Below are 22,221 nucleotides of genomic sequence, written 5' to 3' on the forward strand. Positions count from 1 at the left end.
AGCGACGGCTCACGACCGCCGAACGCCGCAGAAACCCGCCAGCCGTCGCTCAACACGGTAATCCGGCCCCCGAAAGGCGGCTCAGCGACGGCTCACGACCGCCGAACGCCGCAGAAACCCGCCAGCCGTCGCTCAACACGGTAATCCAGCCACCGAAAGGCAGCTCAGCGACGGCTCACGACCGCCGAACGCCGCAGAAACCCGCCAGCCGTCGCTCAACACGGTAATCCAGCCACCGAAAGGCGGCTCAGCGACGGCTCATGAAGAGCGCAGCGCGCCGCGGATCAGTGGGGTCACGGCGGCGGCGAGGCCAGCGGATTCGGCGGTGGTGAGGGCCGGATCGGCCCGGCGGATGTCGAGGGCCTCGTCGAGCCCGTCGAGCGGCTCGCCGCCGACCCGGGTCAGGAAAGCGGTGAGGAACCCGGCAGCCGCGGCGGCGTGCGGATGGGCCGGATCGACGGCGACCTGGGCCATGATGATCGCGGTCAGGCACACGTCGACAGCGGGCCGGCCCTCGGCGGCGTTGTGCCAGTCGATCACGACGGGCCCGCGCGAGGTGAGCATGACGTTCTCGGGATGCAGGTCGCGATGCAGGATGCTGGGCGGCCCGGGCCGGGACGACAGCCGATTCAGGATGCCGGCCGGACCAGGCCGGGCCGGCAGGGTGCCGGCTGACCCGGTCCGGGACGGCAGCTGATGCAGGCCTCTGGCCGACCCGGGCCGGGGTGGCAGCTGATGCAGGCCGCTGGCCGGCCCGGGCCGGGGTGGCAGCCGGTGCAGGCGGTCATGGAGATCGGCCAGGATCGCCGCGCCCTCGTCCACCCCGAGCTGTCCGGCGGCGAAGGCTTGGGTCATGGTGGGGCCGTCGAGCCGTTCGAGGATCAGGTCGGCGCCGCTCGCCGAGTGGACGTGCGGCACCGGATAGCCGAGACCGGCCAGATAGGACATGAGCTGGGCTTCGGCCGTGGCGTCGTCGCCACGCCGATAGCGGCGCAGCACCCGCTGCTCGTCGATCGCGTAGACATCCGCCTCACGCCCGGAGCCGAGAAGATCCATGACGGTCACCGTACCGAAACGACGCGAGGCCGCCCGCCGCCGCCAACCCGCCGCGATCTTGTGAACTTCTTCGAGTCAGGTGTGCCCCTCGAGTTTGGCCATTTTGGGCAGCGACATTGCAGGTCAGGGCCGCAGCCGAAGTGAGTCTTGCATTCGTCCTGGTCAGCGCCATTCCCAGCGAACGCCGCAAGATCATCGTGAGGTATTTATGCCCTTGGACGGCCGTCCAGAGGCGATACCGGGAGCGGGCTGCCGAGGCCGGGTCCGCCGACCGCAGCGATGGTCAGCGCACACGTTCGCCGATTGTGTGAGCCTGCTTCGTTCTGACGGGGATGGGAGCACACGTTGTGCCGTCTGCGTGCGCCTGTCGTCGTTCCGGCGAGGGTGAAATCGCACGTTGCCGCATTGTGTGCGCTGGTCGTCGCACACCGGAGACCACTCCGGGCCGAGCGCCGGCGACCGCATCTGGCCGAACGCCGGCGACCCGTGTCGGGCCAAGCGCTGGCGACCGTGGCTGGCGGAAGGCCTGCGACCGGGGCTTACTGAACACCGGCGACCGGGGCCGGTCGAGGCCCGGCGACCGTCATCGTGGAAGTCCAGAAGATCGTGACGCGTTCGCCCGGAGGTGGGACCTGCGCGAGTTTCGCCATGTTGTTGATCTGGACGGTGACTTGTTCCCCGGCCGGGAAGACGTCGAGGGTTCGACCGCACGATCAGTGTCAGCAGGACCATCGACGCCCGGCCCCACGGCCCGGGCGAAGAACCGGTGCGCCCTGCAGTGATGCCACCCGGACGATCCCCAAGATGGCGAAACTCGAGCATGCCCGAAGTCCACAAGATCGCGGAAGGGGCGGCGAGCGGCGGTGGCCAACGAACGGGCGGGCGCGGCCGACGAGTAGACGGCGGCCGGCAAGCAGGCAGCAGGTGCTGTTTGTTTGGAGGCGCGGCGAGCAGGCAGCGGCCGACGAGCGGGCGAGGCTGGCAGCCGCTGCCTGCAAGCAACGCGGCAAGCAGGCAGCGGCCGGCGAAAAGGCGGCCCACGAAAGGGCAGTCGGCGAAAGGGCGGCCGGTCAGTGCAGGATGACCGGGGTGGCGCCCTTCTCCTCGTCGAGCAGGTGTGACTCCTCGCGCTTGCGCGGCAGGAACAGCGCCGGGATCAGAGTGAGCAGCGTCAGCACGAACGCCACGGTGAACGTGGTGGCGAACGCGTCGGCCGCGAACTCGAGACCCCGCTCCAGCAGCGGTTTCAGGTCGGGCGGGAAGGCGGCGGCCATCTCCGGGTTCATCTGGGCGCCGATCGCCAGCTGGGCCTCGGTGGTGGCCATCGGCTGGCCGTTGGCGCCGGGGACGGTCACCGGGGCCGAGTCGTTGAGCTCGGAGGTCAGGATCACCGACATCACGGCGCCGCCGACCGAGCCGGCGATCTGCTGGAGGATGTTGAGCAGCGTCGAGCCGCGGGCCACCTCGTGGTTGGTGAGGGTGCGCAGCGCCGACGTCATGATCGGCATCATCGTGCCGCCCATGCCGAGGCCCATCACGAACAGCGAGCCGCACAGCAGCACGTACGACGTGTCGGTGCCGACCTGGGTGAACGCGAAGAACCCGGCCGCGATCAGGAGCAACGCGAACGGCACGGTCCGCCCGACCGGGATCTTGTCGGCGAGCATGCCGGCGATCGGCATGGTGACCATGGCGCCGATGCCCTGCGGGGCCATCAGCAGGCCGGCGTGCAGCGTCGACTCGCCGTGGATCTGCAGGAAGTAGCTGGGGAACAGCAGGCCGGCGCCCATGAACGCGACGGTGAACACGGCGAGCGTGATCGATGCGACGGTCAGGTTGCGGTTGCGCAGCAGGCGCAGGTCGAGCAGCGGGTGTTTCGGCTTGAACGAGTAGACGATGAACCCGATCACCAGCAGCGCGCCGGCGAGCATCGGGATCCACACCTTGTTGGAGCTGATCGTCTGCTCCTCGGGCAGCGTGGAGACGCCGTAGAGGAAGAGCGCGAGACCCGGCGACAGCATCAGCATGCCGATGAAGTCGAACGACTCGGACGGCTCCGGGGTGTCCTTGGGCAGCACGATCTGGGCGTAGACGAGCGCGCCGACACCGATCGGCAGGTTGATCAGGAAGATCCAGTGCCAGCTGTACGAGTCGATCAGCCAGCCGCCGAGGATCGGGCCGCTGATCGGGCCGAGCAGCATCGGGATGCCGAGGACCGCCATGAGCCGGCCGATGCGCTCGGGCCCGGCCGCCTTGGTCATGATCGTCATACCGAGCGGCATGAGCATGCCGCCGCCGAGGCCCTGGAGCACCCGGAAGGCGACGAGCTGCCCGATGTTGTCGGCGGTGGCGCAGAGCACCGAGCCGAGGGTGAACAGCAGCAGCGCGGTCATGTAAAGACGCTTGGTGCCGAACCGGTCGGCGGCCCAGCCGGTCAGCGGGATGACCGTGGCGAGGGCCAGGGTGTAGCCGGTCATGGTCCAGGCGACCTCGGCATACGTCGCGCCGAACTCCTCCTGGAAGGTCGGGATCGCCACGCTGACGACGGTGACGTCGAGGATCGACATGATGGCGCCGAGGACCACAACCCCGGCGATCTTGAGTACGGCGCCGTCCAGTTTCGCCGGCGCCGAGGTTTGACTGCTCACAACATCTCCACAGGTAGGACGGCATTCCGGAGCTTAGTGACGGGGTCCGACATGGTTCTCAGGATTTATCGGGGTCGCCGGATTCCGTCGGCGCCGATCTACGCACCCATGCCGAGGCGAGTATTCCCAGGCCATTGGCGGTCCAGTGGAGGACGAACGGGGCGAGGACCCCACCCGAAGCGGCCCGGAGAAAGCTGAGAAGAACCCCCGCCAGGGTGGTGAACGCCACTTCTCCGCTGTCCGGAAGATGCCAGAGACCGAAGAGAACGGCGGTGATCACGGTCGCCCAGGCCACCCCGTGCTCGTCGGCGATCAGTGCCCACAGCACTCCGCGGAACGCCACCTCCTCGAAGATCACCGTGGAGAGGGGTACCCCGATCAGGGCCTTTCGAACGGGATTGTCGTAGGAACGGGCGGCCAGCGCCTCCCGCCCGGCCGGGATGAGGAGCAGGATCCCGTACAGGGCGGCCATCATCAGCGCCGCGCCCACTGCCCACTCCCAGCCGGACCAGGAGAGGGTGACTCCGGAGACCACGACGAGCAGGATCGCCGCGAGCGGTCCGGCGAAGGGCTGGGTGCGGGCCGGCCCGTGGTGGTTCCAGAACCGGACGGCCGCCATGATCAGCAGGACCGCGACGAGGGTCACGGCGCCGGATCGATCAGCATGACTGTCAGATTAATCGTTCGACGCCGCGGGAGTGGATCTCGTACCGTTGCGCCATCACCGCGACCGGAGAGGAGACACGGCCATGCGCTACCGCACCGCCGTCGTCATCCCGGTGTCGCGTTTCGAGCTGATCCTCGTGTCTGGTGCGGCCGGCTCCGGCTGCGCCACCGGGGCCGGTTGCTGCCTGTAACAGGCGCAGTCCGCCTTCCGATCAGACTCGAGAGAACTCACGATCATGCATGTCCGAAACATCGGCATCCTTGCGCACGTCGACGCCGGCAAGACCACCCTCACCGAACGGATCCTGTTCGCCACCGGCATCACCCACAAGACCGGCCGGGTCGATGACGGCAACACCGTCACCGACTTCGACCCGCAGGAACGCGACCGTGGCATCACCATCTTCGCCGCGGCCGTGAGCTGCGACTGGACCGGTCACCGGATCAACCTGATCGACACGCCCGGCCACGTCGACTTCTCCGACGAGGTGGAGCGGTCGCTGCGCGTCCTGGACGGGGCGGTCGCCGTCTTCGACGGGGTCGCCGGCGTCGAGCCGCAGTCCGAGACGGTGTGGCGGACCGCCGGCCGCTATCAGGTGCCCCGGATCGCGTTCGTGAACAAGCTGGACCGGGCGGGCGCGGATCTGGACGCCGCGGTCGCCTCGATCCGGGACCGTCTGGAGGTGGTTCCGCTGGTGCTGCAGGTCCCGATCGGCCGGGAGGGCGACTTCACCGGCGTGATCGGCCTGGTCGACCAGCCGCCGCAGCAGGTGCGGGAGCAGCGCCGGGAGTTGGAGGAGGCGGTCGCCGAACTGCACCCGGGCGCCCTGGAAGAGCTGGACGAAATGTCCGACTCAACACTGAAGTCAGCGATCAGGGACCTGGTCAGAAACGGACAAGCGGTAGCCGTGCTGTGCGGCTCCGCGCATCGCAGCATCGGTGTCGAACAACTGCTCGACGCCGTCGTCGACTACCTGCCGGCACCCTCCGGCGATGAGACGAAAGACCCGGTCGCGCTGGTGTTCAAGAAACGCGACCGCCTCACCTACCTGCGCGTCTACGACGGCACGATCACGAAGGGGGATGTCATGTGGGACGCGCGCGACGGCCGTACCGAAAGAATCTCCCGCATCCTCCGGGTCCAGGCCGACCGGCACACCGACATCGACCGCGCGGTCGCCGGCGACATCGTCGCCGTCGCCGGGCTGAAGGCCGTCCGGACCGGAACCACCCTGTCGACCAGGGCGAACCCGGTGGTGCTGGAGGCGCCGCGGGTGACCGAGCCGCTGGTCTCGGTCGCGGTCGAGGCACGCACGCGATCCGACGCGCAGCGTCTGCCGGGCGCTCTCGCGGCGCTGGCCGGGGAAGACCCTTCGCTGACCGTACGCATGGACGCCGAAACCGGTCAGACCCTGTTGTCCGGCCTGGGTGAGCTGCATCTGGAGGTGGCCGTGGAGAAGTTGCGGCAGACCACCGGCCTGGCGCTGACCACCGGCCGTCCGCAGGTCGCCTACCGGTCGGCGGTGACCGGCGGGCTCACCGGGTTCGTGTACCGGCACGTCAAGCAGGACGGCGGCGCGGGCCAGTTCGCGCACGTCGTCCTGGACGTGACGCCGGTCGACGGGACCGGCTTCGAGTTCGCGTCGACGGTGACCGGTGGCCGGGTGCCGGCCGAGTTCGCCCGCGCGGTCGAGGCCGGCTGCCGGGAGGCACTCACCGACGGTGAACATCCGGTGGTGGGTCTGCGGGTGACGCTGACCGACGGGCAGACGCACGTGAAGGACTCGTCGGAGATGGCGTTCCGGGCGGCCGGCCGGTTCGGGCTGCGTCAGGCGCTCCTGGCCTGCACGCTCACGCTGCTCGAACCGGTGGCCGAGGTGACGGTCAGCGCGCCGTCCGACGCGATCGGCGCGGTGCTCGGCGACCTGGCCGCGCGACGCGCCCAGGTGACCGACTCGTCGGTACGCACGGTGACCGCCACGGTGCCGCTGGCTGAGCTGTTCGGGTACGCGACCCGGCTGCGCAGCCGCACGCACGGGCGGGGCACGTTCACCAGCCGCCCGGCCGGTTACCGCCCCGCCGCGTGAGTGAGCGGGCGGGCCCGGGATTCCGTCCCGGGCCCGCCTCACTCCCGGTCCAACGCGAGTGCCAGCCGCCGCTGCCAGTGCTCGGTGTCGCCGGGCACGCCCGGGTACTCGGCGGCGAAGTTGTCCCAGTCCACGTCACGCCAGGTCAGCGGGGTAAGAGCGGAGAACTCCAGGGCCTCGTCACCGAGTTCCGGCAGCAGCAGTTCGCGGACCAGCTCGACGTCGACGGTGGCGTGCTCGGCCAGCAGGGCCGCGTCGTACAGATCCTTGCCCTGCGGGTATCTGTCGGTGGTCAGCCACAGCAACTTCCACGCCAGGGACAACTCCGCCGTCGCGGCCAGGATCAGGGTCGGCACACCCGGAAGCGCGACCGGCTGCGGCTCGATCGGCAGGCGTTCGCCGAACACCACGTCGACCTGGACACTGCCGTCCGGCACATCCGGTGCCGAGAACGGGATGACCAGGCGCCGGCCGTCGGCACGCTCGTACGTCCAGATGGCGGCTTCGCCCGTCGCATCGGCCCGCAGACCGGCTTCGGCCGCCGCCGTCTTGATCCCGTCGAGCAGTTCCCGGGCCGCCCGGCTGTCGCTGGTGATGTGCGCCGGCGTGACGACGAAGTCGAGGTCGCCGGGTCGCCGTGCGTCGTCGCCGAACCAGGCCCGCATGGCCGCGCTGCCACGCAGCACCAGGTGCTCCGCCCACCGGCTGCGGCCGACCACGGTGAGCAGGTCGTTCATGGCCGTCTCCCGGGCCGCACGCCAGCGCCTGCCGGTCGCCGGATCGGCGAAGACCGGCTCACCCGGGCGGTAGGCGTTGTCGAACTGCTTGAGTGCGGGGTCGAAGGCCAGCAGTTGTTCGACGTCCCGGCCGCCCGGCACCGGCCGGAAGGTGGCCGGCATGCCATGCCGGACGATCCCGCCGATGACGCGCTGCGGGCTCTCCGGCACCCGAGCCGGTGTCAGCCAGCCGGTGTCCCACCCGGGATTGCTGTCATGCCGGATGACCCACCGCTGAATCGCGACGAACCCCAGGCCCAGCCCGCGCAGAGCCGCCGACAGGGTGGCGAGGCTCGCCAGTGCGGCGCCGGGGTCAGCGTCCGGGCAGCGCTGAACGATGATCGGGCGTGGGTCACGGCACAGCCCGGCCCCGCTGACCTGGAGAAGATCGGTGAGCGCGAGGACGGCGGCCACCCTAGACGGCTCCGACCGCAGCTCGATGTGGTGCTCGAAGTCCCGCTCGGCCGGCCGGGCCTCGTCGGCCGGTGCCAGGGTGCGGGTCCGCATCGGTGTCATCCAGGGGCGGCCGGACCGTTCGATCTTCTCGATCCACTCGCGGATGACCGCTGCTCCGCCGGGCGCCACCAGCATCGGCTGCGAGCGTTGCCGGCCCCGCTCCAGCCGGACATGCCGGAACTCCACGCCGTGGCCGGTGGCGAACTCCGCGAGTGCGTCGGCAAAGACACGCTCCACGGTGATGGAGCTGATCATCGTCACTCCTTCGCGTCGACCTGGTAGAGCAGGCTGCGGTGGGTGGGCCGGTAGCCGAGCGAGTCGTTGACCCGGCGCATCGCGGTGTTGCTGTCGGCGGTGTCGGCGAGCAGCCCGGCCAGCTCGGGGAACCGCGCCCGCACCTCCTCGATCTGCGCGACCTTGAGCCACCGGGCCAGCCCGCGCCCACGATGCGCGGGCAGCACCCCGGTCCCGTAGTGCTGGCCGTCGCCGGTCCCGTCGCCGGCCACCACCAGCTCGGTGAACCCGGCGATCTCGCCGTCCGGCCCGATCGCCGCCGTGGTCAGCAGGATCTCGCCGCGCCCGGCCACCACGGCGGCGACCCGGTGCAGCCGCTCGACATCCCACACGTCGGGGGTCCAGGCTGCGTCGTCCATCGGCATGTCGTCCATCGCCCGCCGGGACCTGGCGAAGGTCTCGGCCAGGTCGTCGGCCACCGTGCCGGTCCAGTGCACGAGCCGGTAGCCGTCGACTGTCTCGGCCGCCGCGGCGAACGACGCGAGATCGAGACGGGTGTACGTCAGAGCCAGCACCCGGCGCAGCCCGGCCGCCACACAGAAGGACTCCCCCGCGGAGCCCTCCTCGACAGCCGCCCCGAGCAGCGCGCGCCCGTCGGCGGCAGCGACCGCCGCCTGGAGCAACCGGGTGCCGACCCCGGCCCGGCGCTCCGCCGGATGCACGGTGATCCGCAGATCGGCGGCCCCGTCACCGGCCGGGGCATGGACGTACGCGGTGCCCAGCGGCCGTCCGTCGTCGCCTTCGGCGATCCACACCGGATTGCCGCCGGACGGGTCGGTGAGCGCGTTGATGCGAATGATCATGTGCTGCATTGTTCTCCATCTCATCCTTACCGGGGGATGCCGCCGGACCACCTCCGTCGGCACGCTGCACGTCATGGCACAGGACGCGAAACCGACCGGCAGCCGGACCAGACTCGCCGTCCTGCTGTCGATGGCCATGTTCGTGCTGGTCGTCGACACCTCGCTGATGAACGTCTCGATCTCCGCGGTGGTCCACGACCTGAACACCACGGCCAGCGGCGTCCAGTCGGCGATCGCCCTGGAGGCGCTGGTGTCGGCTGCGTTCATCCTGATCGGCGGCAAGGTCGGCGACCTCATCGGGCGCAAGCGGGCGTACGTGCTGGGCCTGCTCGGCTACGCGGTCGGCGCCCTGGCCATGACCGTCGCCGACACGCTGCTGCCGATCGTGATCTGCTGGGCGCTGATCGGCGGGATCGGTGCGTCCCTGCTGCTGCCGTCGATGCAGTCGCTGATCCACGGCAACTTCGAGGGCGCCGAGCAGCGCCGGGTGTACGCCATGGTCGGCGCCGCCGCCGCGATCGCCGCCGCCGTGGGACCGCTGCTCGGCGGGTTCATCACCACGTTCCTGTCCTGGCGGGTCGGGTTCGCGCTGGAGGTGGTGATCATCGCCGGGGTGCTGTCCGGCATCGGCCTGGTCAAGAACGTCGAGTACACCGGCCCACGGCACATCGACGTGATCGGCGCGGTCCTGTCGGTCACCGGCATGGGCGGCATCGTCCTCGGCATCCTGGTCTGGGAGGAGGGCGGCAGCGCCGTGGCCCTGCTCCTGCTGGGTGTCCTCGGCCTGGCCGGGCTCGCCTGGTGGCTGATCCGGCGCAAGCGGGCGGGCCGCCCCGCGCTGCTGGACCCCGGCCTGTTCCGGTCGGCGGAGTTCCGGGCCGGCATCTCCGGGCAGATGCTCCAGCAGACCGCGCTCGGCGGCCTGATGATCGCCCTGCCGATCTACCTCCAGATGGTGCTCGGCTACAACGCGCTCGAGGCCGGGCTGTCGCTGGCCCCGCTGTCGCTGAGCATGTTCGCGGTCGCCCTGATCGCCGGCCGCACCGCTGGACGGTGGCGCCCGGCCAGCCTCGTGCGCCTCGGATTCGCGCTGCTCACGATCGGCACGCTGGCGCTCGTACCGCTGGTCCCGCAGTCCGGTTTCGGCTGGCAGCTGCTGCTGCCGCTGGCCGTCGCCGGATCCGGTCTGGGCATGCTGGTGTCGCAGCTCAACAACTACACGCTCAGCCCGATCGAGGAGGAACGGGTCAGTGAGGCGGCCGCGGTCAACTCGGCGGGCGGATCCTTCGGCCTGTCCTTCGGCCTCGCCGCGGCCGGCGCGATCATGCTGGCCACCCTGGCCGCCTCGTTCACCGACCGGGCCGGGCAGAGCACCGTCCTGAATCCGGCCCAGCAGCAACAGGTCGCCGCCGCCCTGGAGCAGAACGCCGAGGTGATGTCCGACGAGCACCTGACCGCGCTGCTGGCGGGCCAGCCGGCCGAGGTCAGCGACGAGATCGTCCGGATCAACACCGAGGCCCGCCCGATCGCCCTTCAGGCGGCGCTGCTCCTGCCGCTGCTCGCCGGGCTGCTCGGCCTGCTCAACGGGTTCCGGATGGCCCGGCTGCCGGATCCGGCGCCGTCCGGGAGCGGCGACAATCTACTCGGCTGATCCGCAACGGAATGTCACGTAGCTGGTACATACGGATGACATCATTCCTGGATGCGTTCAACGGTGGCGGCAGTGCACGACGTGGTGACCAGGCTGGAACCGGTCGACAATCTCGAGGGCGAACACCGCGGGCACGCCCTCGGCTGGCTACGGAGCACCGATGACGTGTTCCGGCGGGCCAAGCCGGCCGAACCGGCCCGGCACCTGGTGTCCTACGTGGTCCCGGTGGACCCGGCCGACGGCAGCCTGCTGCTCGTCGAGCACGTCAACGCCGGCCTGTGGCTGCCACCCGGCGGGCACGTCGAGGTGGACGAGGACCCGTATGAGACGGCGGCCCGGGAGATCGAGGAGGAGCTCGGCGTCACCGCACCGGTCTCGGCGGCCCCGCTCTTCCTGACCGTCACCGAGACCGTCGGCATGGACTCCGGGCACGTCGACGTGAGCCTCTGGTACACCGTCGAGATCCCCCGCGACCAGCCGTTGAAGCCGGACACCGGCGAGTTCCACAGCGTCCGCTGGTGGAGCCGCGACGAGATCGTCAAGTCCGACCCGGCCCGGTTCGACCCGCACCTGAGCCGTTTCCTGAAGAAGCTCCCTACCGCAGAACCGTGTATGTGAGGTGCGTGACGCCCCGGCCCTCGATCACCCGCGGATCGCTGAGCCGGACCGGCATCACCACCTGACCACCGAAGAAGCTGGTGCCGGCGCCGAGCAGCACCGGCACCAGCGAAACGGTGATCTCGTCGAGCAGACCGGCGTCCAGATAATGCTGAGTGAGCGTGGGCGTGGAAACCGACACCACCCGCTCCCCCGCCGTTTTCTGCGCGGCCTCCAGTGCCGAGATCGGATCGGTGAAGAACGATGTCTCCGAATCCTCCCGCGGCCATCCGCCGGGCACCGAATGACCCACCACGAAAACCGGGCAGCCGGCCGGATGCCGCCCACCCCACCCGTCGGTGTTCTCGAAGAGCCGCCGCCCGCAGATCAGCGCGCCGGCACTGCTCAGAGCCGGCCGCAGATATCCGGCACTCGCCTCGGTGACATGGAAAACCCAGCGCGGATCGGCCCCCGGAACCTCGACATCGCCGTTCTGATACCACCCGAACAGTTCGGCCACACCGTCGTGCTCATCCGCGACGAACCCGTCCAGCGACATGGACAGGGCAGCGACGACTCTGCCCATGGCAGGCCTCCTAACGCGCATCCCTACCCCGCAGGTTTCTCCTCCGAAGCGGTTCACGCAAGCCATTCATCTGCGCATTCGCCCAGGTGAGGCCTTGCTGCGCAGGCCTTCGAGCAGAGAACTCAAACCCATGCGGCGGTACGGCCACCGGCCCCGTTCCACAGCGGACGACCTACCTCTCCCCTGAGCCGGGGCGGTATGTTCGCCGCCACGGGGTGCTGTGCTCCGAGCTGGATTCGCACCAGCGGCCTCCGCCTTGTCGGGGCGGCGCTCTACCTGCTGAGCTACCGGAACTGGATGCAGGGGCGGGATTCGAACCCGCGATTTCCGGCTTATGAGACCGGCGAGGACGACCGAACTCCTCCACCCTGCGAGTGCGCTGCCGGGGACTCGAACCCCGAACCTGCCGGTTAAGAGCCGGAAGCTCTGCCAATTGAGCTAGCAACGCTGGTCGTACAGTCGGGTCGGCGGGATTCGAACCCGCGTCCTCTCGCTCCCAAGGCGAGCGCGCTGACCAAGCTGCGCCACGACCCGTCATCACGTGTCGCCGGGTGGTTTCGAACCACCGGCCTCCGCCTTATGAGGGCGGCGCTCTCGGCCCCTGAGCTACGGCGACGGAGCGGAGAGCGGGAGATTCGAACTCCCGGCAAAGGTGTGATACCCCTGCTCCGGATTAGCAATCCGGCGCCTTCGGCCACTCGGCCAGCTCTCCACTGTGTTCACTACGTGGACCCGGCCGGACTCGAACCGGCCACCTTCCGCTTGCAAGACGGATGCTCTACCTGATGAGCTACGAGCCCTTGCGTACCCGGAGAGGGATTCGAACCCCCATCCTCCGCACCCTGAATGCGGCGCCTCTTCCAGTTGGGCTACCCGGGCCTGACCTACTTGCGTGCCCTCGGCGCGATTCGAACGCGCACCGTCCAGATCCTCGGTCTGGTGCCTCTGCCGTTGGGCCACGAGGGCGTGAAAAGTGTCCCCGGAGAGATTTGAACTCCCGACCCCCGGATTCGTAGACCGGTGCTCTTTCCGCTGAGCTACGGGGACATGTGTCGTCCGCTGTGGAATTGTCAAAGAAAGGCATTGCTCGAAAGAAGTGCACAACGAAAAAGCCGCCCGGTCCGGTGCGGACGGGCGGCGCAGGAGGCTAGCTGCTCGCTAGCTGCGCCACCGGCCCAGAAGTCGGCTGAGAACTCGGACGGGGAGACTCGGCAGAACCTGCTTCATTCGCTTGGCGGCCATCTCTCCTCCTTCGGTGTCTCGGCCCGGCTGGGTCGGTGTTGATGACAAACATAGGCGGCCCCGCGGCACCCGTCCAACGAATTAATCGAGGAAACTACAGAACATGATTTACCGGGTTCTGGCCGAGGCCACGATGGTCGTGCACTTCCTGTTCATCGCGTTCGTGGTGACCGGCGGTTTCCTGGCGTGGCGCTGGCCGAAGGTGATCTGGCTGCACCTGGCGGCCGCCGCCTGGGGCCTGTGCATCGTCGTGTTCGCGCTGAACTGCCCGCTGACCCATGTGGAGAACTGGGCGCGGGAGCGGGCCGGGCAGTCCGGCCTGGAGCGCGGGTTCATCGACACGTACCTGACCGGGGTGATGTATCCGGAGCGCTACCTGGACGAGGTGCGGCTGCTGATCGCGGTGGTGGTCGCGGTCTCCTACACCGGCGTGGTGATCAGGTGGCGGCGGCGACGGGGATGATCGCCGCGACCGTGCGGCGCACGTCGGCCGGCGCGGGTGGCGGCCCGGTGCGGTCGGCGAAGAGCAGGTGCCCGGCGCCGATCAGGATGGCGCCGAGGGTGGCCGGGTCGGCGGTGCCGGCGATCCGGCCGAGGGCCCGCTCGTCCTCGAGGTAGGCGGCGAACAACTCGGCCGCCTCGGTGAGCACCGGAACCCCGGCCGGCCAGGTCTCCCGGAGGCGGGCGCGCAGCCCGTCGCGGAACGTCACGAGCGCGACGATGGCGACCGCGACCGACCCGAACAGTGACGTCAGCGCCTCGGCCACGGCGTCGGTGACGGATCCCGTGCCGGCGCGCAGGGCGGCGACTCGCGCGTCCATCCGGGTGGAGCGGTCGAGCACATACTCCGCGAGGAAGTCGTCGAAGTCGGTGAAGTGCCGGTGCAGGACGCCTTTGGCGCAGCCGGCGCCGATGGTGACGGCACGGCTGGTGAGCGCCTCGGGGCCGGATTTCAGCAGGATCCGGTCGGCGGCGTCGAAGAGTTGTTCCCGCACGTCGCGCAGGGCCACACCGGTCGGCACACAGCGAATCTAGCCGAGTGGGCGAGCGCCCATTAGAGTGGGCGCATGCCCACTAACCCTGCCCACCGGCGGATCGCCGAGTCCTTCGGAGTGGACGCCGAGCGCTACGACCGTGCCCGGCCGCGTTACCCGGCCGACCTGATCAGCCGCCTCGCCGCCGGCGGCCGCGAGGTGCTGGACGTCGGCGCCGGGACCGGCATCGTGGCCCGTCAGCTGCGCGACGCCGGCTGTCACGTGCTCGGCGTCGAACCCGATCCACGGATGGCCGAGGCCGCCCGCCGGCACGGCCTCACCGTCGAGGAGTCCCGGTTCGAGGACTGGGACCCGGCGGGCCGCACGTTCGACACGGTCGTCGCCGGGCAGACCTGGCACTGGGTCGATCCGGCGGCCGGGTCCACGCAAGCGGCCCGGGTCCTGCGGCCGGGCGGGCGGCTGGCCCTGTTCTGGAACGCCTACCAGCCACCGCCGGAGCTGGCGGCGGCGTTCGGCGAGGTCTACCGGCAGGTCGCGCCGAGCCTGCCGTTCAGCCCGTGGGCGGTGGCCGATCCCTATGCGACGGTCGCGGAGAAGACCATCGACGGCATCGGCGCGGACTTCACCACGCCCGAGGTGTGGCGCTACGCGTGGGAGCACGAGTACACCCGCGACGAATGGCTCGACCTGATCCCGACCGCGGGCGGGCACAACCTGCTTCCGGAGGCGGAGCTGAGCGCCCTGCTCGACGGGCTGGGTCAGGTGACAGGTGAGCGCTTCGCCATGCCGTACACCACCATCGCGGTGACCGCCGTCCTGCGGTGACCTTGGGGGATGCCGGCCCACCGCTCAGGCGATGGGCCGGCATCCGAGGGCCGGCAGCTTCCGACACGGGGGAGTCGGGCCGCCCGCGCCTCGGAGGAACGTCAACTCGGCCGGTGGCTTTGGACGACATCCTCGCCGATCCCGGCCGCCGGCAAAACCCCTGGTAGGAGCCAAATCTTCGAGTCGGCGGGCGGAATGCCGTCACGGGCCGTGGATTCCTCCGGAGGCCGGGCGGTACTCGACCTCGGGACGGCCCGGTCCGCCGTATCGCGGGCTGCGCACCACCCGGCCCGAATCGGCGAGATGCTCCAGGTAGCGGCGGGCGGTCACCCGGGACGTGCCGGTCCGGGCGCCGACCTCGGCCGCCGACAGACCGGCCGGCGCCGCCGTGCGCAGCGCCGACAGGATCAGGTCGAACGTCTTCGGGTCCAGTCCTTTGGGGAGGGTGTCCGGCGGGGCGCCGCGCAGCGTCGCGAACACCCGGTCCACCTCGTGCTGGGCGGCCACCTCGGCCGACTCGGCCAGCTGGCGGCGGTACTGGGCGTACCTGTCGAGCTTGTCGCGGAACGCCGCGAACGTGAACGGTTTCAGCAGGTAGTGGGTCACGCCGAGAGCGACCGCGGAACGGATCATGGCGATGTCCCGGTTCGAGGTCACGGCCAGCACGTCGGTGCCGCTGCCCGCCGCGCGCAGCGCCCGCGCGATCTCCAGGCCGTGCTTGTCCGGCAGGTTCAGGTCGAGCAGGACCAGATCGACCGGGTGGGCGCGCAGCCTGGTCATCGCCTCGCGCGCGGTGTGCGCCACACCGACGACGACAAAACCGTCGACCTTCTCGGTGTACGCACGATGCGCCTCAGCGATCAGCGGCTCGTCGTCGACCACCAGGACCTGGATCGGCGGCCGGGTCGTCATGCCGGCACCGGCAACCGGACGCTGATCACGGCGCCACCCTCGAGAGCCCGGTCGATGTCGTAGCTTCCGCCGTACCTCTCGGCGACCTGCCGGACCAGCGACAGGCCGATGCCGTGCCCGTCGCCCTTGGTGGACCAGCCGCGCTGGAAGGCGCTGGCCGCCTGGTCCGGGGTCAGCCCCGGCCCGTTGTCGCGCACCCGGACCAGCACCTCGCCGTCCTCCTCCCGGACCAGCACACCCACCCGGCGCGGCAGCGGGGTGTCGGCGACCGCCTCCAGGGCGTTGTCGATCAGGTTGCCGACCACGGTGATCAGGTCACGGCCGCGCAGCAGCGAACCGGTGAGCCGGGACTCGGAGTCGATGGTGAGCTCGACGCCGCGTTCGCCGGCCTGCGCCGACTTGCCGAGCAGCAGCGCCGCCAGGGCCGGCTCCTCGACCGCGCCGACGACCTGGTCGGTGAGCTGCTGCGCGACCGCGAGCTCGGCTGTAGCCAGCTGGATCGCCTCGTCGGTGCGACCGAGTTCGACCATGGTGAGGACGGTGTGCAGACGGTTCGCGGCCTCGTGTGCCTGCGCCCGCAGCGCCTCGGTCAGGCCCCGCACCGAATCCAGCTCACCGGTCAGCGCGCGCAGCTCGGTGTGGTCGCGCAGGGTCAGCACGGTGCCGAGGACCCGGCCGTCGAACCTGGTCTCCCGGCGGCTGGCCACCAGCACCCGGTCACCGACCAGCACCGGCTCGTCGACGGTGGGGCGGCGCTCGGCGATCAGGCCGGCCACCTCGGCCGGGACGTCAGCCGGGCCGTCACTGCGAATGTTCAGCAGACGGCGGCCCTCGTCGTTTATCAACGTCACCCGGCCGTCCCGGTCCACGACCACGAGACCTTCGCGGACGGCGTGCAGGACGGCATCGTAATACTCGTACATCCGGGTCATCTCGGCCGGTCCGAGGCCGTGCGTCTGCCGGCGCAGCCGGCGGCTGAGCAGCCACGACCCGAAAGCGGCCAGGAGCAGGGCGATCCCGGTGGCGACACCGACGACCGGCAGCTGGGCGACCAGCTCCCGGTTGATCTCGTCGGTCTTGATGCCGACCGAGACGAGGCCGATGATGGCGCCGCTGCCCGGGTCACGGATCGGCACGACGGTCCGGACCGAGTCGCCGAGACTCCCCCGGTACTCCTCGACCACCCGGCCGCCGCGCAGCGCCTCGTCGACCGAACCGGCGAACGGCTGGCCGATCAGGCTCTCCGTCGGATGGCTGTAGCGGGTCCGGTCCGGCGCCATCACCACGATGAAGTCGGTGTCGGTGGCTTTGCGGGTGGCCTCGGTGAACGGCCGCAACGCGGCGGCCGGGTCGGCGGCCCGCAGCGCGCTGGTCACCGCCGGCGAATTCGCCATGGTCTCGGCCACGGCGATGACCTCGGCCTCCGCGGTGGCCTGCGCGTCCCGGCTGGCGAGAAGCACCGCGCCGGTCGTCCCGATCGCCACCAGCAGCGTGACCACCAGCACCTGGAGGGCGAAAAGCTGCCTGGCGATGCTCCACCGTCGTGCCAAACCGGGCCTCGATTCGTTTCGTTCGGATGAACAGAATGAACGTAACGGTGAAAGCGTCTGAGACCCAGGCCACATTCCTGTCATGACTACCGCTACCCCGCCGGTCAAACGCGACCGCACACATTACCTGTACCTGGCGGTCATCGCGGCCGTCCTGCTCGGCATCGGTGTCGGCCTGCTCTGGCCGGACACAGCAGTCGAGCTGAAGCCGATAGGCACCGGCTTCGTCGACCTGATCAAGATGATGATCGCGCCGGTCATCTTCTGCACCATCGTCCTCGGCGTCGGCTCGATCCGGCAGGCCGCCAAGGTGGGCAAGGTCGGCGGCCTGGCGCTCGGCTACTTCCTGACCATGTCGACCGTCGCGCTCGCCATCGGCCTGGTCGTCGGCAACATCATCCACCCCGGTTCGAGCATGCACCTGGACGCCTCGACCGCTGCGGCCGGCCAGAAGGCGGTCGGCACCGAACCGGCGAAGAGCACCGCCGACTTCCTGCTCGGCATCATCCCGGACAGCCTGCTCTCCCCGTTCGCGTCCGGCAACGTGCTCCAGACGCTGCTCGTCGCGCTGCTCGCCGGTTTCGCCCTGCAGAGCCTCGGCGAACGGTCCGAGCCGGTGCTGCGTGCCATCGGCATCTTCCAGCGGCTGGTCTTCCGCATCCTGGCGATGCTGATGTGGCTCGCCCCGGTCGGCGCGTTCGGCGCGATCGCCGCGGTCGTCGGCGCGACCGGCGTGGACGCGCTGATCAGCCTGGCGCAGATCATGCTCGGCTTCTACGTCACCTGCGCGCTGTTCGTGTTCGTGGTGCTCGGATCCCTGCTCTGGGTGGTCGCCCGGATCAACATCTTCAGCCTGCTGAAGTACCTGGGCCGCGAGTTCCTGCTGATCCTGTCCACGTCGTCGTCGGAGTCGGCGCTGCCCCGCCTGATCGCCAAGATGGAGCACGTCGGTGTGAGCCGCCCGGTCGTCGGCATCACCGTCCCGACCGGCTACTCCTTCAACCTCGACGGCACCGCCATCTACCTGACCATGGCGTCCCTGTTCGTCGCACAGGCGATGGGCGATCCGCTGTCGGTCAGCGAGCAGATCTCCCTGCTCCTGTTCATGATCATCGCCTCGAAGGGCGCCGCCGGCGTCACCGGCGCCGGCCTGGCCACCCTGGCCGGCGGCCTGCAGAGCCACCGCCCCGACCTGGTCGACGGCGTGGGCCTGATCGTCGGCATCGACCGTTTCATGTCGGAGGCGCGGGCGCTGACCAACTTCGCCGGCAATGCGGTCGCCACCGTCCTGATCGGCATCTGGACCAAGGAGTTCGACCGCGAACAGGCCGACCTGGTCCTGTCCGGAAACGCCCCGTTCGACGAGCAGACCATGCTCGACGACGACCACGGCGTCCCGGCTGCTCCGGCCGGCGCCCCGGCCGCAGTCTGACCACCCGGTCGCCCCGGCCGACGAGCGCCCGGGGTGACCGCAGCCTCCCGGAACATCACATCAGAGCCGCCACCCCGTCGCTTCCCCAGACGCGACGGGGTGGCCCCATTTCATGCGAGATCATCGATACGATGGGTGCGGTCCGGTCCGGCGGCGGGCCGCGCGGGTGCTGGTGGCGCTCGTTTCCGGGTGCCGATTTCCACCTGCGGGCTCCCGCATGGAGAATCTGTCGGCGCTGACGATCGAATGCGGGGGCCCGGCATGACCTTCAATGGCTTCATCTCGTACAGCCACGCCGCGGACGGGCGGCTGGCCCCGGCCGTACAGCATGGATTGCATCGCCTGGCGAAGCCATGGCACCGCCGCCGCGCGTTGTGGATCTTCCGGGACCAGACCGGTCTGTCGGTGACCCCGGCGTTGTGGTCGTCGATCCAGGAGGCGCTGGACGGCTCGGACTGGTTCGTGCTGCTCGCGTCGCCGGAGGCGGCGCAGTCGCCGTGGGTGAACCGCGAGATCGAGCATTGGATCGCGACGAAACCGGCGGATCGGATCCTGCCGGTGGTGACCGACGGCGAGTGGCGGTGGGACCCGTACCGCGGCGACCTGTCCGCGGACTCGACGGCCGTGCCGGACGCGTTGCGCGGGGTGTTCGCCGAGGAGCCGCTCTTCCTCGACCTGCGCTGGACCCGGGACGACCAGAGCCTCAGCCTGAAGGACGCCCGGTTCCGCGACGCGATCGCGCAGCTGGCCGCCCCGATGCACGGCCTCAGCAAGGACGAGCTGGAGGGCGAGGACGTCCGGCAGCACCGCCGGTCCCGGCGGCTGCGCCGGGGGGCCGTGGCGGCGCTGGCGTTGCTGACCGCGGTGGCGTCGATTACCGGCGTGGTCGCGGGACACAACGCCGACCGGGCCACCGTCGCGTCGGTCGACGCCCAGCGGCAGCGGGAGCTCGCCGCGCAGGAACGCGGCAATGCCGACCGGTTCGCCGAGGAGGCCCGGCGCCAGCAGGAGAACGCCCGCGCGCAGGAGGCCCGGGCCCATGCCGCCGCCGTCGAGACGAAGACCCAGGAACAACTGGCGCGGGAACAGCAGAAGGCGGCCGAGCGGGCGGCGGCCGAGGCGAGACGGCAGCAGGAGAACGCGCGTAAGCAGCAGCAGCTGGCGAACCGGTCGCGGGCCCTGGCCGAGGAGCAGCAAAAGGTGGCCCGGGAGCAGCGTGAACTGGCCGCGCAGGCCGCGCGGGCGACGGAAGGCCAGCGGCTGATCGCGGAGCAGCAGCAGCTCCTCGCCGAGCAGGCCACCGCCGAGGCCGAGAAGCAGCGGACCATCGCCCGGCGCCAGCAGTGGATCGCCGAGCAGTCCGCGGCGGAGGCCCGCCGTCAGGAGGCCATCGCCCGGGAGAACGAACGAAAGGCGAAGGAGGCCGCCGAGGAAGCCCGCCGCCAGGAGGAGAACGCCGCGGAGCAGAAGCGGATCACACTCGTCCGGCGGCTGATCAACCGGGCCACGGCCGCTCTCGGCAACGACCCGGCGATGGCTCTCCGGCTCGGGATCGCCGCGGAGAAGATCCAGCCCGGCGCCGAGACCCGGGCCGAGCTCGCCGGCCTCGTGACCTCCACCCGCAGGGTCGGCGCGACCGACGACGTGCTGGCCATGGCCTACGGGGCGAACGACATCATGGCCGTCATCGGCGCGGACTACACCTTGTCGCTGTGGAGCATGGCCGCCCCGGCCTTGCCCGTCCGCCTCGTCACGTTCGACGACTTCCCGGTCTTCTCCTTCCTGTCCTTCGGCCGCGACGGCAAGACCCTCACCGTCGTCGGTGGCTGGGACCTCCAGCCGCTCCTGATCGACGTCTCCAACCCGGCCGAGCCGGTCACGATCAGCACGGTCCCCACGACTGACGCCGTCCAGGCCGTGCTCAGCCCGGACGGGCGGACGCTCGCCGCCGGCGACTTCGACGGGCTGTGGACTCTCTGGGACGTGGCCGACCGGGAGAACCCCGCCCGGCTCGGCCAGATCATGGGCGACAGCCTGACGCCGATCACGTTCAGCCCCGACAGCCGTACCGTCGTGGCCGCCGGCTTCTCCCGCACCACCGGGACGGTCTGGGACATCACTGATCGTATGCACCCGACCCAGCTGGCCACGCTGGACGGCAAGGTCCGGAGGGCCGTCTTCAACCCGGTGCGGCCGCTCATGGCCACCCATGACCCCGCCGGAAGCCTTTCGATCTGGGACATGGGCGACCCGGCCAAGCCGAAGAAGCTGTACACGGAGGCGGTCCGGGCCGCCGACGTGACGTTCAGCAGCGACGGCCTGACCCTGGCCACCAGTGACCGGGACGGCACAGCGCGCCTGTGGGACCTGACCGAGAACACACCGGTCCACCTCGCCGATGTGGAGAGCAACGACGGCGCCGCGCTGACGATGGCGTTCAGCCCGGACGGCCGGATTCTGTCCACCGTGGCGGTCGACGGCACGCTGAGCCTGTGGACCGTCAAGGCGCACGGCGCCCCGAAGATCATCGGCCGGGCCACCGGCGAGAACCGCATCGGGGTGATGGCCGCTCTCAGCTCCGACGGCCGGCGCCTGACCACGGCACACGTCGACGGGACGGCGAGCACCTGGGACCTGTCGGACCCCGCCCGCCCGGTCGAGCGCGCCACCGTACGTGTCGTCCCCGGGCTGCTCGATGCGGCGGCGGTCAGCCCCGACGGTGACCTGCTCGCCGCCGTCAACTGGTCGTCGGACGGCTTCGTGACGCTGACCGATCTCAGTGATCCGAGCGCGCCGGCGCCCATCGGCAACCTGCCCGTCGGGCCCTTCAGCTTCACGCTGGAGTTCGGCCCCGATGGCCGGACGCTGGCCGTCGCCGAGGGAACCGACGTGATGCTGTGGGACCTCACCGACCCGCGGAACCCGGTCCGGCTTCCCGAGCTGCCGGGCGACGAGGCTGCCGGGCCCATCGCCTTCAGTCCCGACGGTGGCACCGTCGCCGTCGCCGAGAGCGAGACGGTCAGTCTGTGGAGCCTGGCCGACCGGTCGAAGCCGGTTCGGGCCGGGCGCCTCAAGGGGCACTCCGCATTCGTGAGCTCCATGGCGTTCAGCCCGGACGGGCGCACCCTGGCGACCGGCAGCTCGGACCGGACAGCGGCGCTGTGGGACGTCGCCGGCCCGATCCGCCGCCGGCAGGCCATCCTGACCGGCAACACCACGATCGTCGACGCGGTGGCCTTCTCTCCGGACGGCCGCACGCTCGCGACCGGCACCAGGGATTCCGTGCTGACGCTCTGGGACGTGGCCGAACCGTCCACCCCCCAGCGTGTCGGCGGCCTCAAGGGCGCCGAGCTCAGGTCGAGGGCCCTGCTCTTCCACCCGGACGGGCACACGCTGGTCACCAGCGGCCGGGACCAGAGTGGGAAGCGGGCCGCGGTCTGGGACTACTCGGACCTGAACGCGCTGCGGGCGGCGCCGTCCCAGACCGCCTGCGCCGTCACCGGTGGCGGCTTCACCCCGGACGAGTGGGCGGCCTACGTCCCGGAGACGCCGTACCAGCCGACCTGTCCCCGCTGAGACAGCGAGCTGTGCGGGCCGTGCCAGGCCGGTGTGCGCCCCGTGCCAGGCACGGCCGTCAGGCTCGAC

16 protein-coding genes and 10 tRNA genes are annotated in these 22,221 nt (G+C 70.4%); 7 read left to right on the forward strand and 19 right to left on the reverse strand.

Features of this window, described 5'->3' with window-relative positions; genetic code table 11:
• Window positions 1–258: 258 nt before the first annotated feature.
• The 3 genes from AB0E94_RS46170 to AB0E94_RS46180 form a co-directional block, all read right to left on the reverse strand.
• Window positions 259–1,056 (reverse strand): aminoglycoside phosphotransferase family protein, encoded by a 798-nt coding sequence (locus tag AB0E94_RS46170; protein ID WP_360340855.1) that lies wholly within the window; start codon window positions 1,054–1,056, stop codon window positions 259–261.
• A 1,070-nt stretch (window positions 1,057–2,126) separates the two neighbouring features.
• A complete protein-coding gene (locus tag AB0E94_RS46175; RefSeq protein WP_360340857.1) occupies window positions 2,127–3,704 on the reverse strand; it encodes a DHA2 family efflux MFS transporter permease subunit in 1,578 nt (525 codons plus the stop codon).
• Between the two features lie 58 nt (window positions 3,705–3,762).
• Entirely contained in the window at window positions 3,763–4,350 is a 588-nt protein-coding gene (locus tag AB0E94_RS46180) for a CPBP family intramembrane glutamic endopeptidase (protein WP_360340860.1), read from the reverse strand.
• 256 nt (window positions 4,351–4,606) lie between these two features.
• Between AB0E94_RS46180 and AB0E94_RS46185 the strand changes: the two genes are divergently transcribed.
• Window positions 4,607–6,457 (forward strand): elongation factor G, encoded by a 1,851-nt coding sequence (locus AB0E94_RS46185; RefSeq protein ID WP_360340863.1) that lies wholly within the window; start codon window positions 4,607–4,609, stop codon window positions 6,455–6,457.
• A gap of 38 nt (window positions 6,458–6,495) precedes the next feature.
• Here the strand turns inward: AB0E94_RS46185 and AB0E94_RS46190 are convergent, their stop codons facing one another.
• Together AB0E94_RS46190 and AB0E94_RS46195 are read right to left on the reverse strand one after the other, a co-directional pair.
• Window positions 6,496–7,944, reverse strand: coding sequence for a nucleotidyl transferase AbiEii/AbiGii toxin family protein (locus tag AB0E94_RS46190; RefSeq protein ID WP_360340866.1), 1,449 nt, complete (start codon window positions 7,942–7,944; stop codon window positions 6,496–6,498).
• Between the two features lie 2 nt (window positions 7,945–7,946).
• Window positions 7,947–8,786 carry a GNAT family N-acetyltransferase gene (locus tag AB0E94_RS46195; RefSeq protein ID WP_360340869.1) on the reverse strand — a complete coding sequence of 280 codons (840 nt, stop codon included), beginning with the start codon at window positions 8,784–8,786 and terminating at the stop codon, window positions 7,947–7,949.
• Between the two features lie 73 nt (window positions 8,787–8,859).
• Here AB0E94_RS46195 and AB0E94_RS46200 point away from each other — a divergent pair, with 73 nt between their 5' ends.
• Window positions 8,860–10,437, forward strand: coding sequence for an MFS transporter (locus AB0E94_RS46200; protein ID WP_360340872.1), 1,578 nt, complete (start codon window positions 8,860–8,862; stop codon window positions 10,435–10,437).
• Window positions 10,438–10,488: 51 nt separating this feature from the next.
• Window positions 10,489–11,055 carry an NUDIX domain-containing protein gene (locus AB0E94_RS46205; protein WP_360340875.1) on the forward strand — a complete coding sequence of 189 codons (567 nt, stop codon included), beginning with the start codon at window positions 10,489–10,491 and terminating at the stop codon, window positions 11,053–11,055.
• On the opposite strand, the gene AB0E94_RS46210 is transcribed toward AB0E94_RS46205, so the two are convergent.
• The 11 genes from AB0E94_RS46210 to AB0E94_RS46260 all read right to left on the reverse strand — a co-directional run bounded on the left by AB0E94_RS46210 (window position 11,033) and on the right by AB0E94_RS46260 (window position 12,667).
• Entirely contained in the window at window positions 11,033–11,620 is a 588-nt protein-coding gene (locus AB0E94_RS46210) for a dihydrofolate reductase family protein (RefSeq protein ID WP_360340878.1), read from the reverse strand. The two genes, AB0E94_RS46205 and AB0E94_RS46210, sit on opposite strands and share 23 nt — an antisense overlap.
• 221 nt (window positions 11,621–11,841) lie before the next feature.
• Window positions 11,842–11,914: transfer RNA gene (locus AB0E94_RS46215), tRNA-Val, on the reverse strand.
• Window positions 11,915–11,993 (reverse strand) — tRNA-Met (locus tag AB0E94_RS46220). It lies immediately after the preceding tRNA gene.
• A 2-nt stretch (window positions 11,994–11,995) separates the two neighbouring features.
• Window positions 11,996–12,068, reverse strand: a tRNA-Lys gene (locus tag AB0E94_RS46225).
• A gap of 11 nt (window positions 12,069–12,079) precedes the next feature.
• Window positions 12,080–12,154: transfer RNA gene (locus tag AB0E94_RS46230), tRNA-Pro, on the reverse strand.
• A gap of 8 nt (window positions 12,155–12,162) precedes the next feature.
• Window positions 12,163–12,236: transfer RNA gene (locus tag AB0E94_RS46235), tRNA-Met, on the reverse strand.
• 4 nt (window positions 12,237–12,240) lie between these two features.
• Window positions 12,241–12,332 (reverse strand) — tRNA-Ser (locus tag AB0E94_RS46240).
• A 15-nt stretch (window positions 12,333–12,347) separates the two neighbouring features.
• Window positions 12,348–12,420: transfer RNA gene (locus tag AB0E94_RS46245), tRNA-Ala, on the reverse strand.
• Window positions 12,421–12,425: 5 nt separating this feature from the next.
• Window positions 12,426–12,499 (reverse strand) — tRNA-Leu (locus tag AB0E94_RS46250).
• 14 nt (window positions 12,500–12,513) lie between these two features.
• Window positions 12,514–12,586 (reverse strand) — tRNA-Leu (locus AB0E94_RS46255).
• Window positions 12,587–12,594: 8 nt separating this feature from the next.
• Window positions 12,595–12,667: transfer RNA gene (locus AB0E94_RS46260), tRNA-Arg, on the reverse strand.
• A gap of 298 nt (window positions 12,668–12,965) precedes the next feature.
• Between AB0E94_RS46260 and AB0E94_RS46265 the strand changes: the two genes are divergently transcribed.
• Window positions 12,966–13,325, forward strand: a complete 360-nt coding sequence (locus tag AB0E94_RS46265) for a DUF2784 domain-containing protein (RefSeq protein WP_360340881.1) — start codon at window positions 12,966–12,968, stop codon at window positions 13,323–13,325.
• Here the strand turns inward: AB0E94_RS46265 and AB0E94_RS46270 are convergent.
• The gene (locus AB0E94_RS46270) at window positions 13,300–13,884 is read right to left on the reverse strand and encodes a TetR/AcrR family transcriptional regulator (protein ID WP_360340884.1); all 585 of its coding nucleotides are present in this window, start codon (window positions 13,882–13,884) and stop codon (window positions 13,300–13,302) included. The genes AB0E94_RS46265 and AB0E94_RS46270 overlap by 26 nt on opposite strands.
• A gap of 45 nt (window positions 13,885–13,929) precedes the next feature.
• On the opposite strand from AB0E94_RS46270, the gene AB0E94_RS46275 reads away from it, so the two are divergent.
• Complete coding sequence (locus AB0E94_RS46275; protein ID WP_360340887.1) at window positions 13,930–14,682, forward strand: class I SAM-dependent methyltransferase; 753 nt, start codon at window positions 13,930–13,932, stop codon at window positions 14,680–14,682.
• Between the two features lie 201 nt (window positions 14,683–14,883).
• Here AB0E94_RS46275 and AB0E94_RS46280 read toward each other — a convergent pair whose 3' ends face one another.
• Window positions 14,884–15,594: a response regulator gene (locus AB0E94_RS46280; protein ID WP_360340890.1), complete on the reverse strand. Its 711-nt coding sequence runs from the start codon at window positions 15,592–15,594 to the stop codon at window positions 14,884–14,886.
• Window positions 15,591–17,144, reverse strand: coding sequence for a sensor histidine kinase (locus tag AB0E94_RS46285; RefSeq protein WP_360340893.1), 1,554 nt, complete (start codon window positions 17,142–17,144; stop codon window positions 15,591–15,593). The genes AB0E94_RS46280 and AB0E94_RS46285 overlap by 4 nt, the downstream gene beginning before the upstream one ends.
• Window positions 17,145–17,226: 82 nt before the next feature.
• On the opposite strand from AB0E94_RS46285, the gene AB0E94_RS46290 reads away from it, so the two are divergent.
• Together AB0E94_RS46290 and AB0E94_RS46295 are read left to right on the forward strand one after the other, a co-directional pair.
• The gene (locus AB0E94_RS46290) at window positions 17,227–18,576 is read left to right on the forward strand and encodes a cation:dicarboxylase symporter family transporter (protein ID WP_360340896.1); all 1,350 of its coding nucleotides are present in this window, start codon (window positions 17,227–17,229) and stop codon (window positions 18,574–18,576) included.
• Window positions 18,577–18,837: 261 nt separating this feature from the next.
• Window positions 18,838–22,152: a TIR domain-containing protein gene (locus tag AB0E94_RS46295; protein WP_360340899.1), complete on the forward strand. Its 3,315-nt coding sequence runs from the start codon at window positions 18,838–18,840 to the stop codon at window positions 22,150–22,152.
• Window positions 22,153–22,221 lie beyond the last annotated feature (69 nt).

The sequence above is a fragment of the Actinoplanes sp. NPDC026670 genome (genome assembly GCF_040638175.1).
In the GTDB taxonomy this organism is placed as follows: Bacteria; Actinomycetota; Actinomycetes; order Mycobacteriales; family Micromonosporaceae; genus Actinoplanes.